Origin of the sequence: Streptomyces sp. NPDC048481 (genome assembly GCF_043200075.1) — a bacterium.
Lineage (GTDB): Bacteria > Actinomycetota > Actinomycetes > Streptomycetales > Streptomycetaceae > Streptomyces.
This window is the reverse complement of sequence record NZ_JBICXC010000009.1, coordinates 97,258-113,126: the sequence shown is the minus strand read 5'-3', so window position 1 is coordinate 113,126 and position 15,869 is coordinate 97,258. Positions and strand designations below refer to the sequence as shown.

Annotated in this window: 9 protein-coding genes; 7 read left to right on the top strand and 2 right to left on the bottom strand. The window is 73.1% G+C overall.

Annotation, left to right across the window (positions count from 1 at the left end; translation table 11 throughout):
- Positions 1-235 precede the first annotated feature (235 nt).
- Positions 236-3,790, top strand: coding sequence for a chromosome segregation protein SMC (gene smc / locus ACGFSH_RS25350; RefSeq protein ID WP_393352500.1), 3,555 nt, complete (start codon positions 236-238; stop codon positions 3,788-3,790).
- Positions 3,791-4,008: 218 nt separating this feature from the next.
- A complete protein-coding gene (locus ACGFSH_RS25345; protein ID WP_393352498.1) occupies positions 4,009-5,427 on the top strand; it encodes a sugar porter family MFS transporter in 1,419 nt (472 codons plus the stop codon).
- A gap of 113 nt (positions 5,428-5,540) precedes the next feature.
- Here ACGFSH_RS25345 and ACGFSH_RS25340 read toward each other — a convergent pair whose 3' ends face one another.
- Positions 5,541-6,512 (bottom strand): LLM class flavin-dependent oxidoreductase, encoded by a 972-nt coding sequence (locus ACGFSH_RS25340; protein WP_393352495.1) that lies wholly within the window; start codon positions 6,510-6,512, stop codon positions 5,541-5,543.
- An 814-nt stretch (positions 6,513-7,326) separates the two neighbouring features.
- Between ACGFSH_RS25340 and ftsY the strand changes: the two genes are divergently transcribed.
- Entirely contained in the window at positions 7,327-8,532 is a 1,206-nt protein-coding gene (gene ftsY / locus ACGFSH_RS25335) for a signal recognition particle-docking protein FtsY (protein WP_329414034.1), read from the top strand.
- Between the two features lie 143 nt (positions 8,533-8,675).
- Here ftsY and ACGFSH_RS25330 read toward each other — a convergent pair whose 3' ends face one another.
- The gene (locus tag ACGFSH_RS25330; RefSeq protein ID WP_393352492.1) at positions 8,676-9,332 is read right to left on the bottom strand and encodes a bifunctional DNA primase/polymerase; all 657 of its coding nucleotides are present in this window, start codon (positions 9,330-9,332) and stop codon (positions 8,676-8,678) included.
- Positions 9,333-9,802: 470 nt separating this feature from the next.
- Here ACGFSH_RS25330 and ACGFSH_RS25325 point away from each other — a divergent pair, with 470 nt between their 5' ends.
- The 4 genes from ACGFSH_RS25325 to ACGFSH_RS25310 all read left to right on the top strand — a co-directional run bounded on the left by ACGFSH_RS25325 (position 9,803) and on the right by ACGFSH_RS25310 (position 15,765).
- The gene (locus ACGFSH_RS25325) at positions 9,803-11,287 is read left to right on the top strand and encodes a hypothetical protein (protein WP_393352490.1); all 1,485 of its coding nucleotides are present in this window, start codon (positions 9,803-9,805) and stop codon (positions 11,285-11,287) included.
- 328 nt (positions 11,288-11,615) lie between these two features.
- Positions 11,616-12,956, top strand: coding sequence for an ammonium transporter (locus ACGFSH_RS25320; protein ID WP_393352488.1), 1,341 nt, complete (start codon positions 11,616-11,618; stop codon positions 12,954-12,956).
- Positions 12,953-13,291 (top strand): P-II family nitrogen regulator, encoded by a 339-nt coding sequence (locus ACGFSH_RS25315; protein ID WP_329414046.1) that lies wholly within the window; start codon positions 12,953-12,955, stop codon positions 13,289-13,291. The genes ACGFSH_RS25320 and ACGFSH_RS25315 overlap by 4 nt, the downstream gene beginning before the upstream one ends.
- Positions 13,292-13,317: 26 nt before the next feature.
- Positions 13,318-15,765 (top strand): [protein-PII] uridylyltransferase, encoded by a 2,448-nt coding sequence (locus tag ACGFSH_RS25310; protein WP_393352486.1) that lies wholly within the window; start codon positions 13,318-13,320, stop codon positions 15,763-15,765.
- Positions 15,766-15,869: the final 104 nt, after the last annotated feature.

Below are 15,869 nucleotides of genomic sequence, written 5' to 3'. Positions count from 1 at the left end.
GGCATCGCAGTGGTCGGGCGGCACACACCAACCGCGTCGGACCGCTAAGTTGTCAGAGTTTGCAAGGGACGCCTCCTCGGCGTCCCTTCTTTCTTTCCCGCCGTCCCCGTGGCCCCCGCCGACGCTTCCCCCACGCACCCTTTCACTCTCTTGACGTCTGGTGTGCCCTGCGTGTTCACCGGTGAAACCGCGCGTTCATGGAGTGAGACAGGGCCGGAAGGTAGAGTCCAGCGCCGTGCACCTCAAGGCCCTGACCCTCCGGGGATTCAAGTCGTTCGCCTCGGCGACCACACTCCGGTTCGAACCGGGCATCACCTGCGTCGTGGGTCCGAACGGCTCGGGCAAGTCCAATGTGGTCGACGCGCTCAGCTGGGTCATGGGGGAACAGGGCGCCAAGTCCCTGCGCGGCGGCAAGATGGAGGACGTCATCTTCGCCGGCACCACCGGCCGCCCCCCGCTGGGCCGCGCCGAGGTGTCGCTGACCATCGACAACTCCGACGGGGCGCTGCCCATCGAGTACGCCGAGGTCACCATCACGCGGATCATGTTCCGCAACGGCGGCAGCGAGTACCAGATCAACGGCGACACCTGCCGCCTGCTCGACATCCAGGACCTGCTGTCCGACTCCGGCATCGGCCGCGAGATGCACGTCATCGTCGGCCAGGGCCAGCTCGACTCCGTCCTGCACGCCGATCCGATGGGCCGCCGCGCCTTCATCGAGGAGGCCGCGGGCGTCCTCAAGCACCGCAAGCGCAAGGAGAAGGCGCTGCGCAAGCTGGACGCGATGCAGGCCAACCTCGCGCGCGTGCAGGACCTCACCGACGAACTGCGGCGCCAGCTCAAGCCCCTCGGCCGCCAGGCGGCCGTCGCCCGCCGGGCCGCCGTCATCCAGGCCGACCTGCGCGACGCCCGGCTGCGCCTCCTCGCCGACGACCTCGTCACGCTGCGCGAGGCCCTGCGCGGCGAGATCGCCGACGAGGCCGCCCTCAAGGAGCGCAAGGACGCCGCCGAACAGGAGCTGCGCAAGGCGCTTCAGCGCGAGTCCCTCCTGGAGGACGAGGTCCGCCGCCTCACGCCCCGGCTCCAGCGCGCCCAGCAGACCTGGTACGAGCTGTCCCAGCTCGCCGAGCGCGTCCGCGGCACGGTCTCGCTCGCCGACGCGCGGATCAAGAGCGCCACCTCGGCGCCCCCCGAGGAGCGGCGCGGCCGCGACCCCGAGGACATGGAACGCGAGGCCGCCCGCGTCCGCGAGCAGGAGGCCGAGCTGGAGGCGGCTCTCGAAGCCGCCCGGCACGCCCTGGACGACACCGTCGCCCACCGCGCCGACCTGGAGCGGGAACTCGCCGGGGAGGAACGCCGGCTGAAGGACGTGGCCCGCGCGATCGCCGACCGGCGGGAAGGGCTGGCCCGTCTGAACGGGCAGGTCAACGCCGCCCGCTCGCGCGCCGCGTCCGCCCAGGCCGAGATCGACCGGCTGGCCGCCGCCCGCGACGAGGCACAGGAGCGCGCCGCCGCCGCGCAGGAGGAGTACGAGACGCTGAAGGCCGAGGTCGACGGCCTCGACGCCGACGACCACGAACTGGGGGAGCGGCACGAGACGGCCAGGCTGCGGCTCGCCGAGGCGGAGGCCGCCCTCGCCGAGGCCCGCGAGGCGACCACGGCCGCCGAGCGCAGCCGCGCCGCGACCCGGGCCCGCCGCGACGCCCTCGCGCTCGGGCTGCGCCGCAAGGACGGCACCGGCGTGCTGCTGGACGCGCGCGACCGGCTGAGCGGCCTGCTCGGTCCCGCCGCCGAACTCCTCACGGTGACCCCGGGACACGAGGTCGCCCTCGCGGCCGCTTTCGGGGCGGCCGCGGACGCGGTGGCCGTGGCGACGCCGGCGTCGGCGGCCGACGCGATCCGCCTGCTGCGCAAGCAGGACGCCGGCCGGGCCGCGCTGCTGCTGAGCGGCGCCGCCGACGAGCCGCCCGGGGAACGGCGCGGCGACGGTCCGCCCTTTGCCTCCGATCTCGTGCGGGGCCCCGCCGAGCTGATGCCCGCCGTGCGCCGGCTGCTGCGCGGGATCGTCGTCGTCGGCACCCTGGAGGACGCCGAGGACCTCGTCTACGGCCGCCCCGACCTCGTCGCCGTCACCGCCGAGGGCGATCTGCTGGGGGCGCACTTCGCGCACGGCGGGTCGGCCGGGGCGCCCAGTCTGCTGGAGGTGCAGGCGTCGGTCGACGAGGCCGACGTCGAGCTGGAGGAACTGGCGGTGCGGTGCGAGCACCTGGCGCGGGCGCAGAGCGCGGCCGGGGAGCGGCGCGCGCAGTGTGCCGCCCTCGTCGAGGAGCTGGGGGAGCGGCGGCGGGCCGCCGACCGGGAGAAGTCGGCCGTGGCGCAGCAGCTCGGGCGGCTCGCGGGCCAGGCGCGGGGCGCGGCGGGCGAGGCCGAGCGGTCCGCGGCGGCGGCGGCGCGGGCCCAGGACGCGCTGGACCGGGCCGTCGAGGAGGCCGAGGAGCTGGCCGAACGGCTGGCCGTGGCCGAGGAGATGCCGGTCGAGGAGGAGCCCGACACCTCCGTGCGCGACCGGCTCGCCGCGGACGGGGCGAACGCCCGGCAGACCGAGATGGAGGCGCGGCTTCAGGTGCGCACCCACGAGGAGCGGGTCAAGGGGCTGGCCGGGCGGGCCGATTCGCTGGACCGGGCCGCGCGCACCGAACGCGAGGCACGCGCGCGTGCCGAGCAGCGGCGGGCGCGGCTGCGGCACGAGGCGGCCGTCGCGCAGGCCGTGGCCTCCGGCGCCCGGCAGCTGCTCGCCCATGTCGAGGTGTCCCTCGGGCGGGCGCAGGAGGAGCGCGTAGCGGCCGACGCGGCGAAGGCGCGCCGGGAGCAGGAGCTGGCCGCCGCCCGCACCGCTGGGCGTGATCTCAAGGCGGAACTCGACAAGTTGACGGATTCGGTTCACCGGGGCGAGGTACTCGGAGCGGAGAAGCGGCTGCGGATCGAGCAGCTGGAGACCAAGGCTTTGGAGGAGTTCGGTGTCGAACCGGCGGGACTCGTGTCGGAGTACGGTCCGCAGCTGCCGGTGCCGCCCTCGCCCCCCGCCGAGGGCGAGGAGCTGCCGGAGGACCCGGAACACCCGCGCAACCGGCCGAGGGCGTTCGACCGCGCGGAGCAGGAGAAGCGGCTCAGGGCCGCCGAGCGCGCCTATCAGCAGCTCGGCAAGGTCAACCCGCTGGCCCTGGAGGAGTTCTCCGCGCTGGAGGAGCGCCACCAGTTCCTCAGCGAGCAGCTGGAGGACCTCAAGAAGACCCGCACCGACCTGCTTCAGGTGGTCAGGGAGGTCGACGAGCGGGTGGAGCAGGTCTTCACCGAGGCGTTCCGCGACACCGCCCGCGAGTTCGAGGGCGTGTTCGGCCGGCTGTTCCCGGGCGGTGAGGGACGGCTGGTCCTGACCGACCCCGACAACATGCTCACCACGGGCGTCGACGTCGAGGCGCGGCCTCCCGGCAAGAAGGTCAAGCGGCTGAGCCTGCTCTCGGGCGGCGAGCGTTCGCTGACCGCCGTCGCGATGCTGGTGTCGATCTTCAAGGCCCGCCCGAGCCCGTTCTACGTCATGGACGAGGTCGAGGCGGCTCTCGACGACACCAACCTTCAGCGGCTGATCCGGATCATGCAGGAGCTTCAGGAGGCCTCGCAGCTGATCGTCATCACCCACCAGAAGCGCACGATGGAGGTCGCCGACGCGCTCTACGGCGTGTCCATGCAGGGCGACGGCGTGTCCAAGGTGATCAGTCAGCGGCTGCGCTGACGACCGGGCCGCCCGGTTCCGGGGCGCAGGCCGCGATGCGCGTTGCCTTCAATAAGTGAACACGTCTGCCCTCGATCTTGTCTGGGTTCTCACAACCTGCCACGTTTGAATTTGAAACTTGAAGGCATAAGGTCAGGAACGTTGGATTTACCTTCAGGTGCCACCTACCTGGAGGGCTGACCACGCCGGCGGCGTTGCCGGTGGCCCGAGGAGTTCACGTGACCAGCACAGCGCAGGCACCCAAGTCAGGAGCCGGGACGGCTCACCCCGATCATCTCGGGCATGTCATCTTCATCGCCGCGGCGGCCGCGATGGGCGGCTTCCTGTTCGGCTACGACAGTTCCGTGATCAACGGCGCCGTCGAGGCCATCCGCGACCGCTACGACGTGGGCTCCGCCGCCCTCGCACAGGTCATCGCCATCGCCCTGATCGGCTGCGCCGTCGGCGCCGCGACCGCCGGCCGCATGGCCGACCGCATCGGCCGCATCCGGGTCATGCAGATCGCCGCCGTCCTGTTCACGGTCAGCGCCGTCGGCTCGGCCCTGCCCTTCGCGCTGTGGGACTTCGCCCTGTGGCGGGTCGTCGGCGGCTTCGCCATCGGCATGGCCTCCGTGATCGGCCCCGCCTACATCGCCGAGGTCGCCCCGCCCGCCTACCGCGGCCGGCTCGGCTCCTTCCAGCAGGCCGCCATCGTCATCGGCATCGCGATCTCGCAGCTGGTCAACTGGGGTCTGCTCAACGCCGCCGGCGGCGACCAGCGCGGCAAGCTCATGGGCCTGGAGGCCTGGCAGGTCATGCTCGGCGTGATGGTCGTCCCGGCCGTCCTGTACGGGCTGCTCTCCTTCGCCATCCCCGAGTCCCCGCGCTTCCTGATCTCCGTCGGCAGGCGTGAGCGGGCCCGCGACATCCTGGAAGAGGTCGAGGGCGACAAGATCGACCTGGACGCCCGCGTCGCCGAGATCGAGCACGCGATGAAGAGCGAGCACAAGTCCACCTTCAAGGACCTGCTCGGCGGCTCCTTCTTCTTCAAGCCGATCGTCTGGATCGGCATCGGCCTGTCGGTCTTCCAGCAGTTCGTCGGCATCAACGTCGCCTTCTACTACTCCTCGACGCTGTGGCAGTCGGTCGGCGTCGACCCGACGGAGTCGTTCTTCTACTCCTTCACGACGTCGATCATCAACATCATCGGCACCGTCATCGCCATGATCTTCGTGGACCGGGTCGGCCGCAGGCCGCTCGCCCTCATCGGCTCGGTCGGCATGGTCGTCGGCCTCGCGCTGGAGGCCTGGGCGTTCTCCTTCGACCTCGTCGACGGCAAGCTCCCGGCCACCCAGGGCTGGATCGCCCTGATCGCCGCCCACGTGTTCGTCCTCTTCTTCGCCCTGTCGTGGGGTGTGGTCGTCTGGGTCTTCCTCGGCGAGATGTTCCCCAACCGGATCCGCGCCGCCGCCCTCGGCGTCGCCGCCTCCGCGCAGTGGATCGCCAACTGGGCCATCACCGCGAGCTTCCCGTCGCTGGCCGACTGGAACCTGTCCGGCACCTACGTGATCTACACCGTCTTCGCCGCGCTCTCCATCCCGTTCGTCCTCAAGTTCGTCAAGGAGACGAAGGGCAAGGCGCTGGAGGAGATGGGCTGAACCACGGATCCCGACCGGGCCTCGTGACGAGGCCCGCGATCCCCCGAGCTCGAGGAGCCGGGCCAAGTCCCCGCTGCCCGCTCCTCGACACCCGTGACGCGTGCCGCCCCGGCTCACCCCCCGAGCCGGGGCAGCACGCGTTCGCAGAACAGCCGCAGGCTCCGCCAGGCCTCCTCCACCGGCATCCCGCCCGCCAGCGGATGCAGGACGAGGTTGTCGAGCCCCTGTGCCACGCACGCGTCCGGCGTGAGGATCCGGTACACGCCCTCGTCGCGCAGCTCCTCGACCGTGAGCGCGCCCGAGCGCACCGCCGAGCGGATGTCCCCGGACTGCCACGAGGCGTACGTCCGGGCCTCGTGCAGGAAGTGCCCGCCGTAGTGCGCCCAGGCCCGGTCCGGGTCCTCGGCCACGTGCAGCAGCGGCGTCTCGGCGGCGGGCATCATCGTCCAGCCCTCCGTCCCGTACTCCACCAGCCGCTCCTTGTAGTACGCCTCCAGCTCCGGCAGATGCGCGCTGGGGAAGAAGGGCAGGCCCAGCCGGGCGGCGCGGCGGGCGGCGGCCCGCGAGGAGCCGCCGACCAGCAGCAGCGGGTGCGGCGCGGTCCCCGGACGCGGGGTGACCCGTACGGTGCGGCCGCGGTACTCGAACTCCTCGCCGGTCCACGCGCGCAACACGGTCTCCAGCAGCTCGTCCTGGAGCCGGCCCCGGCGCTTCCACTCGACGCCCGCGCGCGCGTACTCCTCGGGCCGGTAGCCGATCCCGGCCACGGTCACCAGCCGGCCCCCGCTCAGCAGGTCGAGCACCGCGATGTCCTCGGCGAGCCGCAGCGGGTCGTGCAGCGGGCCGATGACGGCGGAGACGGTCACGGCCAGCCGCCGGGTCGCCCCCAGCACCGCGCCCGCGAACGTGAACGGGGACGGCAGCCAGTTGTTCTCGACGCCGTGGTGCTCCTCGGTCTGCACGGTAGTGACCCCGTGCCCGTCCGCGTACGCGGCCATCTCCAGCGCGGCCCGGTAACGGGCGCCCAGCTCGGCGGGGGTCGCGCCGGGCGCGACGAGGTTGAACCGGACCACGGTGACGGGCATGGCGACCCCCTTAGGCGGATGCGAGGGAAGGTAACTGACGCAACGTCAGATAGCCATCCCCGCGAACCCCCGCGCTGACCGTGACACCAGCACCGCCCACGACCACCTCAGCGACCGCCGACCCACGGCAGCGGACACGGGGCGCACCACGGCGGCCACCCCCGGGCTGACGGGCTGTCCCATCGTGGCCTCGCGCCGCGGTGTCGCCCCGCGCGTGGACGATTCCGCTCGCGCGGTCCTCCCACCCTGCGCGCGGGCCACGCCGGCCCGCGTGCTGCGGTCGCGGGGCGGGGTTCGGCGGCCGCCGGGCCGGCGTGGCTCGGTGTCGCCTTGCGCGCGCGGGCCCTGGCGGCCCTGCCGCCTCGCGCCGCGCTCCCGCCTTGCGCGCGGATCACGTCGGCCCGCGTGCTGCGGTCGCGGGGCAGGCCATGGCGTCCGCCCGACTGACGTGCCTGGGCGCCGCCCTGTGCGCGCATCACGTCGGGCCCGTGTGCCGCGACTCGATCTCGTCCCGCGCGCGTGTGCCGCAGCTGCCCGGCGCAGCGCTCCCGTCCTGCGCGCGGATCACGTCGGCCCCGCGCTGCCGTCGCGCGAGGCCCCGCCGCGCCGCCGCACCCCCGCCCGGCCTCGCGCCCCGTCCTGCCTGTGCCCGAGCCTCGCGTTCTCGCCCCCGCCCATCCCGTGCCGCCCCCGCCCTCGCCGCCGGGCCGCGCCCCGCCCCCTGCCCCGGGTCCGCGGCACCGTTCGGTGTGTCGGTGTTCCGGCGTGGAGCCGACCGTGCTGGTGTGGAGGGGTCACGCATACTGGGTGCGTTATGGAAACCGTCATCCTTGCTGTAGTCATCGCCGTGGTCGTGCTAGCGGTGCTCGGCGGGCTCGTCGTCGGCAGTCGACGGCAGAAGTCGCTGCCCCCGCCGCCCCCCACCACGCCCGACATCACCGCCCCGCCGACCGAGCCGCACGTCGGCGACGAGGCCGAGACGCCGCGCGACGAACCGCGCCGCACGATCGAGGAGGTGGACCTCCCCGGTGGCGGCGCGACCGGCACCGCCGTCGAGGAGCCGCCCGCTCCCGAGGTCCCCGAGCTCGAGATCCCGGAGCCGACGGAGGGCCGTCTGGTCCGCCTGCGCGCCCGGCTCTCCCGTTCGCAGAACGCCCTCGGCAAGGGGCTGCTCACGCTGCTGTCGCGCGAGCACCTCGACGAGGACACCTGGGAGGAGATCGAGGACACCCTGCTCACCGCCGACGTCGGCGTGCAGCCCACCCAGGAACTGGTCGAGCGGCTGCGCGAGCGCGTGCGGGTGCTCGGCACCCGCACCCCGGAGGAACTGCGCGCCCTGCTGCGCGACGAACTCCTCAAGCTGGTCGGCACGGACTTCGACCGCACGGTGAAGACCGAGCCCGCGGACCGCAAGCCGGGGATCGTGATGGTCGTCGGGGTCAACGGCACCGGCAAGACCACCACCACCGGCAAGCTCGCGCGCGTGCTCGTCGCCGACGGGCGCACCGTCGTGCTGGGCGCGGCCGACACCTTCCGCGCCGCCGCCGCCGACCAGCTCCAGACCTGGGGCGAGCGCGTCGGGGCCCACACCGTGCGCGGGCCCGAGGCCGGCGACCCCGCCTCCGTCGCGTTCGACGCGGTGAAGGAGGGCAAGGAGATGGGGGTCGACGTCGTCCTCATCGACACCGCCGGCCGGCTGCACACCAAGACCGGCCTCATGGACGAGCTCGGCAAGGTCAAGCGGGTCGTCGAGAAGCACGCCCCGCTGGACGAGGTGCTGCTCGTCCTCGACGCCACCACGGGGCAGAACGGACTCGTCCAGGCCCGGGTCTTCGCCGAGGTCGTGGACATCACCGGCATCGTGCTGACCAAGCTGGACGGCACGGCCAAGGGCGGCATCGTGGTCGCGGTCCAGCGCGAGCTGGGCGTCCCGGTCAAGCTGGTGGGGCTCGGTGAGGGCGCGGACGACCTGGCGCCGTTCGAGCCGGAGGCGTTCGTCGACGCGCTCATCGGCGACTGAGCGACCCACCCGAGGAGCGGCCCCGCCCCGGGAGCCTCATGGCTTCGGGGCCCCGGCCGCCGGCGGCGAGAAGCGCCCGCCCCCAGGTGCAGTGGGAGCGGGCGCTTCGCTGTGTGCCGGCGCGTGCGGCCGGCCGCCCCGGCTCAGGCGCGGGCGCGGTGGGCCAGGTAGGCCAGGGTGCCCAGCAGCAGCCGCGCCTCCGGCGGGCGGGTGGCCGAGTCCAGCGCGGGCGGGCGCAGCCAGCGTGCCGGGCCGAGGCCGCCGCGGTCGGAGGGCGGGGCCGTGATGTGCGTGCCGGGGCCGAGACCGCGCAGGTCGAGGGCGGTGGGATCGTCCCAGCCCATGCGGTAGAGCAGGCCGGGCAGTTCGGCGGCGGCGCCCGGCGCGACGAAGAACTGGGTGCGGCCCTGCGGGGCGGCGACGACCGGGCCGAGCGGCAGCCCCATGCGTTCCAGGCGGACCAGGGCGCGCCGCCCGGCCGCCTCGGCGACGTCGATCACGTCGAACGCGCGCCCCACGGGCAGCATGATCGCGGCGCCCGGGAACTCCGACCAGGTCCTGGTCACGTCGTCGAGGGTGGCCCCGGCGGGAACCCGCGGGGCGAACTCCAGAGGGTGCGCGCCCGGTGCGCGGCAGTCGGGGCGGCCGCACGAGCAGACGCCCGCCGAGGCCCGCGCGCCCGGCACCGCGTCCCAGCCCCACAGCCCGGTGAACTCGGCGACGGCGGTGCACTCGGACGCGCGGCCCCGCCTGCGCGCCCCGGATCGGATCTCGCGAATGCCGCCGATCGTGAAGCCCATGCCCCCTCCAACGGGTCCGACTGCCCCCTCCAACGGGCCCGCCGCACCGATGGTTACGCAGCGATCCCATTCCGTGACGCTCTGTGTTGTCGCTTTCCCGCGGGCTGCGCGTTCCAGGCAGCGCCCGGAAGCGTCCTCGGTGGCGTGCCCGGCTCCGCGCGCCCCTGAGTGCACCCCTCCGCTCACTCCCGCCCGTCCTATGTCAAGTGAATCGCGTGCGGGCTGCCGAGAGTTCATTCGAAGGGGTGGCGAATGGTGGCGATTCCGGGATCGCCGTGGCTGGGAGCGTGATCGTAGGACTACTTTGAGTATGCGGGTCATGGAGGCACATGCGCTTGTGGGTATGCCGGAGGCAAGTCGCCTTTCCGTTCGAAGGGTGACAAGTGCCGTACGGCGGGCCGTATTTACCGGCATTCTGATAGGGCTTGGCGCACTCGGTGACAAGTGGTCTCAGGAATGGGGGCGTTCCAGTGAGCGGCAACGGCGGAAGCGGAACCAACGCTGCGGGCGCGGACAAGCGCCCGAACGAGCTGCTCACTTCGTGGTTCGTGCGCAGCGGCTGGTCGAAGGGCGAACTGGCCCGCCAAGTCAACCGCCGAGCCCGCCAGTTGGGCGCCAACCACATCTCCACGGACACCTCCCGGGTGCGCCGCTGGCTGGACGGCGAGAACCCCCGCGAACCCATCCCCAGGATCCTCTCCGAGCTGTTCTCCGAGCGGTTCGGCTGCGTCGTCTCCGTCGAGGACCTCGGTCTGCGCGCCGCGCGCCAGGCGCCCTCCGCGACCGGCGTCGACCTGCCCTGGACGGCCCCGCAGACCGTCGCCCAGCTCAGCGAGTTCTCGCGCAGCGACCTGATGCTGGCCCGGCGCGGTTTCCTCGGCACCTCGCTCGCGCTGTGCGCGGGACCGTCCCTCATCGAGCCGATGCAGCGCTGGCTGGTCCCCTCGCCGCCCGCCCCGCTCCCCGAACCGGACTCGATGCCGACCAGCCGGGCCCGCGGCCGGCTCTCCCGGCCCGAGCTGGAGCTGCTGGAGTCCACCACCGTGATGTTCCGGCAGTGGGACGCCCAGTGCGGAGGCGGGCTGCGCCGCAAGGCGGTCGTCGGACAGCTCCACGAGGTGACCGACCTGCTCCAGGAACCGCAGCCCGAGGCCACCGCGAAGAAGCTCTTCAAGGTCGCCGCCGAACTGGCGGAGCTGGCCGGGTGGATGTCGTACGACGTGGGCCTGCACCCGACCGCGCAGAAGTACTTCGTCCTCGCCCTGCACGCCGCCAAGGAGGCGGGCGACCGGCCGCTGGGCAGTTACGTGCTGTCCAGCATGAGCCGTCAGATGATCCACCTCGGCCGCCCCGAGGACGCGCTGGAACTCATCCACCTCGCCCAGTACGGCAGCCGGGACTGCGCCGGCCCGCGCACCCAGTCCATGCTGTATGCGATGGAGGCCCGCGCCTACGCCAACATGGGGCAGCCCGGCCGCTGCAAGCGGGCCGTGCGGATGGCCGAGGACACCTTCGCCGAGGCCGGCGAGTGGGACGAGCCGGACCCGGACTGGATCCGCTTCTTCTCCGAGGCCGAGCTGTACGGCGAGAACAGCCACTCCTTCCGCGACCTCGCCTACGTCGCCGGTCGCAGCCCCGCGTACGCCTCGCTCGCCGAGCCCTTGATGCGCAGGGCCGTCGAGCTGTTCGCGGGCGACCGCGACCACCAGCGGTCGTACGTGCTCAACCTGATCGGCATGGCCACCGTCCATCTGCTGCAGCGTGAGCCCGAACAGAGCGCCGCCCTCGCCACCCAGGCCATGAAGGAGGCGAAGAAGGTGCGCTCCGAACGGGTCAACACGCGCATCCGCAAAACCGTCGACAGCGCTGTACGCGATTTCGGGGAGCTCTCCGAGGTCGTGGACCTCACCGAACGGCTCACCATCGAACTCCCGGAGACGGCCGAGGCGGTCTGACCGCCCGGCAGCACCCCCGGTACCCCGGCCGCGGCCGGCCCTCCCGAACAGCCCGACTCGGCTCCCCCGTGCCAGGTCATCGGAAGGCCGACCGCGGCCGGTCCGCTTCCCGCCGTGCAGGTCGCGCCACGACAACGATCCACTCGCCGGACACAGGGCAGTTCATCGAGGCGTAACGCGGGAGGCGTCTTCGTCACGGCGGCGAAACAACGAGGGGCTTCCACCGAAACGGCACTGCGCGAATCTCGTGGCGCATAACCGGCCCGCCCCTCACGAACCCGCTCCGGCTTCGCCCGCACGGGGCCGTACCTACGACGAGGAGACGCCGATGGCAGCAGCCATCACGCTTGCCGCGGAGGCACCCAAGCTGTCCTCCGCGAACACAGGCTTCATGCTCATCTGTTCCGCCCTGGTGCTGATCATGACCCCGGGCCTCGCCTTCTTCTACGGCGGCATGGTCCGCGTCAAGAGCACGCTCAACATGCTGATGATGAGCTTCATCAGCATGGGGATCATCACCATCCTGTGGGTGCTGTACGGCTTCTCGCTCGCCTTCGGGACCGACTCCGGCGGCCTCATCGGCTGGAACTCCGACTGGGTCGGCCTCAGCAACATCGGCCTGACGGACCTGTGGGACGGCTACACCATCCCGGTCTTCGTCTTCATGGTCTTCCAGATGATGTTCGCCATCATCACGCCCGCCCTGATCAGCGGCGCGCTCGCCGACCGCGTGAAGTTCTCCGCCTGGGCGCTGTTCGTCGCGCTGTGGGCCACCGTCGTCTACTTCCCGGTCGCGCACTGGGTCTGGGGCGCCGGCGGCTGGGCCTTCGAACTGGGCGTCATCGACTTCGCGGGCGGTACGGCGGTCCACATCAACGCCGGCGCCGCGGCCCTCGGCGTGATCCTCGTCATCGGCAAGCGCGTCGGGTTCAAGAAGGACCCGATGCGCCCGCACAGCCTGCCGCTGGTCATGCTCGGCGCCGGTCTGCTGTGGTTCGGCTGGTTCGGCTTCAACGCCGGCTCGTGGCTCGGCAACGACGACGGCGTCGGCGCGCTGATGTTCGTCAACACGCAGGTCGCCACCGCCGCCGCCATGCTGGCCTGGCTCGTCTATGAGAAGATCCGCCACGGCGCGTTCACCACGCTGGGCGCCGCCTCCGGCGCGGTCGCCGGTCTCGTCGCCATCACCCCGTCGGGCGGTGCCGTCTCCCCGCTCGGCGCGATCGCGGTCGGCGCCATCGCCGGCCTGTTGTGCGCCATGGCCGTCGGCCTGAAGTACAAGTTCGGATACGACGACTCGCTCGACGTCGTCGGCGTCCACATGGTCGGCGGAATCGTCGGCTCCCTGCTGATCGGCTTCTTCGCCACCGGCAAGGGCCAGTCCGACGCCGAAGGCCTCTTCTACGGCGGCGGCCTCGACCAGTTCTGGAAGCAGTGCGCCGGAGTCTTCGCGGTTCTCGCCTACTCGCTGGTGGCCTCCGCGATCCTCGCCTTCCTCCTCGACAAGACCATCGGCATGCGGGTCTCCGAGGACGACGAGATCGCCGGCATCGACCAGGCGGAGCACGCCGAGACCGCATACGACTTCAGCGGGGCCGGCGGTGGCGCCGCCCGCACGACCGCCCTGCCGACCGCGGTCGCCGGCGCGAACAAGAAGGTGGACGCATGAAGCTCATCACGGCCGTCGTCAAGCCCCACCGGCTCGACGAGATCAAGGAAGCCCTCCAGGCGTTCGGCGTGCACGGCCTGACGGTCACCGAGGCCAGCGGCTACGGTCGTCAGCGGGGACACACCGAGGTCTACCGTGGCGCGGAGTACACCGTCGACCTGGTGCCCAAGATCCGCATCGAGGTGCTGGCCGAGGACGAGGACGCCGAACAGCTGATCGACGTCGTCGTCAAGGCGGCCCGCACCGGCAAGATCGGTGACGGCAAGGTCTGGTCCCTCCCGGTCGAGACGGCCGTACGGGTCCGCACCGGCGAACGCGGCCCGGACGCGCTCTGACGGCAGAACAGAACAGGAGTCGCTGGGTGACGAGTACGAACGTGCGCAAGGATGCAGAGGACTCGGGACCCAGCGGCTACGCGGCGGCCCGGCTGCGCCTCCTCACCGAGGGGGCGCGGTCCGGGCCGCCGCGCCGTGCGGCCCTCGCCGAACTGACCGACGAATGGCTGGCCGGCCTGTTCGCCGCCGGCTCCGAGGACCTGAAGGGCGTGTCGCTGGTCGCCGTCGGCGGCTACGGGCGCGGCGAGCTGTCCCCGCGCAGCGACCTCGACCTCCTCCTGCTGCACGACGGCGGCGACACCAAGGCGGTCGCGGCCCTCGCCGACCGGCTCTGGTACCCCGTCTGGGACCTGGGCCTCGCCCTCGACCACTCGGTCCGCACCCCGGCCGAGGCCCGCAGGACCGCCGGGGAGGACCTCAAGGTCCAGCTCGGCCTGCTGGACGCCCGCCACCTCGCCGGCGACCTCGGCCTCACCGCCGGGCTGCGCACCTCGGTCCTCGCCGACTGGCGCAACCAGGCGCCCAGGCGGCTGCCCGAACTCCAGGAACTGTGCGCCGAGCGCGCCGAACGCCAGGGCGAACTCCAGTACCTGCTGGAACCCGACCTCAAGGAGGCGCGCGGCGGGCTGCGGGACGCCACCGCGCTGCGCGCCGTCGCCGCCTCCTGGCTGGCGGACGCGCCCCGCGAGGGCCTCGACGACGCCCGCCGCCGCCTCCTCGACGTACGCGACGCCCTCCACCTGGCCACCGGCCGCGCCACCGACCGGCTCGCCCTCCAGGAACAGGACCAGGTCGCCGCCGAGCTGGGCCTGCTGGACGCCGACACCCTGCTGCGGCAGGTGTACGAGGCGGCACGCGTCATCTCGTACGCCAGTGACGTCACCTGGCGCGAGGTGGGACGCGTCCTGCGCTCGCGCGCCGTACGGCCGCGGCTGCGCAGACTGGTGGGCGGCGGCAAGCCCGCGCCCGAGCGGTCGCCGCTGGCCGAGGGCGTCGTCGAACAGGACGGCGAAGTGGTGCTCGCCCGCGCCGCACGCCCCGAGCGCGACCCCGTGCTCCCGCTGCGCGCCGCGGCCGCCGCCGCCCAGGCCGGCCTCCCGCTCTCCCTGCACGCCGTACGCCGCCTCGCCGCGACCGTGCGCCCGCTGCCCACGCCCTGGCCCGCCGAGGCCCGCGAGCAGCTCGTCACCCTGCTCGGCTCCGGCCCGCCCACCGTCGACGTCTGGGAGGCGCTGGAGGCCGAGGGCCTGATCACCCGGCTGCTGCCCGACTGGGAGCGGGTGCGCTGCCGCCCCCAGCGCAACGCCGTGCACATCTGGACCGTCGACCGGCACCTCATCGAGACGGCCGTGCGCGCCTCCGAGTTCACCCGCCGCGTCGGCCGCCCCGACCTCCTCCTCGTCGCCGCGCTGCTGCACGACATCGGCAAGGGCTGGCCCGGCGACCACTCCGTGGCGGGCGAGATCATCGCCAAGGACGTCGCCGCCCGCATCGGCTTCGACCGCACGGACGCGGCCGTGCTGTCCTGCCTCGTCCGGCACCACCTGCTGCTCGTCGAGACGGCCACCCGGCGCGACCTGGAGGACCCGGCCACGGTCCGCTCGGTCGCCGACGCCGTCGGCTCGCAGAGCACCCTGGAACTGCTGCACGCGCTCACCGAGGCCGACGCGCTCGCCACCGGGCCCGCCGCCTGGTCCTCCTGGCGCGGTTCGCTCGTGACGGACCTGGTCAAGCGGGTCGCGGCGGTCCTCGCCGGGGACGAGCCCGACGAGCCCGCCGCCGCCGCGCCCACCGCCGAGCAGGAACGGCTCGCCATCGAGGCGATCGCCACCGGCAGCCCGGTGCTGTCCCTGCACGCCCAGACCGAGCCGCCCGCCGAGGACGGGCCGGCCGGCGACCCCGAACCGCTCGGCGTGGAACTGCTCATCGCGGTGCCCGACCAGGCCGGCGTGCTGCCCGCGGTGGCCGGCGTGCTCGCCGTGCACCGGCTCACCGTGCGCACCGCCGAACTGCGCGCCCTCGACCTGCCCGCCGGGGTCGACGGCTCCGTCCTGCTGCTGAACTGGCGCGTCGCCGCCGAGTACGGCTCGCTTCCCCAGGCCACCCGGCTGCGCGCCGACCTGGTCCGTGCTCTCGACGGCTCGCTGGACATCGCCGGCCGGCTCGCCGAACGCGACGCCGCCTACCCCCGTCGCCGCGGCGTGGTGCCGCCGCCCTCGCGCGTGACCGTCGCCCCCGCGGCCTCCCGGCACGCCACCGTCATCGAAGTGCGCGCCCAGGACGCGCCGGGCCTGCTGTTCCGCATCGGGCAGGCCCTGGAGGACGAGGGCCTGCACGTGCGCAGCATGCACGTCTCCACCCTCGGCGCGAACGCCGTCGACGCCTTCTACGTCACCGGCGCCGACGGCGCGCCCCTGCCCGCCGACGAGGCCGCCTCCGTCACCCGCAAGCTGGAGGAGGCGCTGCGGGCGTGAGCACGGGCCGCGTGCGTCGTCCCCGTCGCTGAATGCGGCAGGCGGGGGCGAATGTCTTGCGCGGCCGGATACCCTGGAAGACGCTCAGACTGCCCCCGACTCCG